Below are 211 nucleotides of genomic sequence, written 5' to 3' on the forward strand. Positions count from 1 at the left end.
GCCTTTGTGCCTGCAGGGCGTCGCCTCGACGGCTATGAATTCTATCTTGAAGAGCATCCTGACCGGACGATCTTCCTGACGCACTCGGACATCAACGAGCGCGTCGACGCGGAAACAGCGCGGATTGAATATGGAGGCAACACGCGCGAGCTACAATTCCTCGAGCTTCTTTTCAGCGGACGGAAGTTCAACGAGTTTGAGGAAAAGGTGC

The 211-nt window shown here is 55.5% G+C and carries 1 protein-coding gene; it reads left to right on the plus strand.

Going from position 1 to position 211, the window contains the following annotated elements; all coding sequences use genetic code 11:
* Window positions 1-211 (plus strand): hypothetical protein (locus AF337_RS43240; RefSeq protein ID WP_160320286.1); only part of this gene is annotated, 211 nt, incomplete at both ends.

The sequence above is a fragment of the Rhizobium ecuadorense genome (assembly GCF_001187535.1).
Classification (GTDB): domain Bacteria; phylum Pseudomonadota; class Alphaproteobacteria; order Rhizobiales; family Rhizobiaceae; genus Rhizobium; species Rhizobium ecuadorense.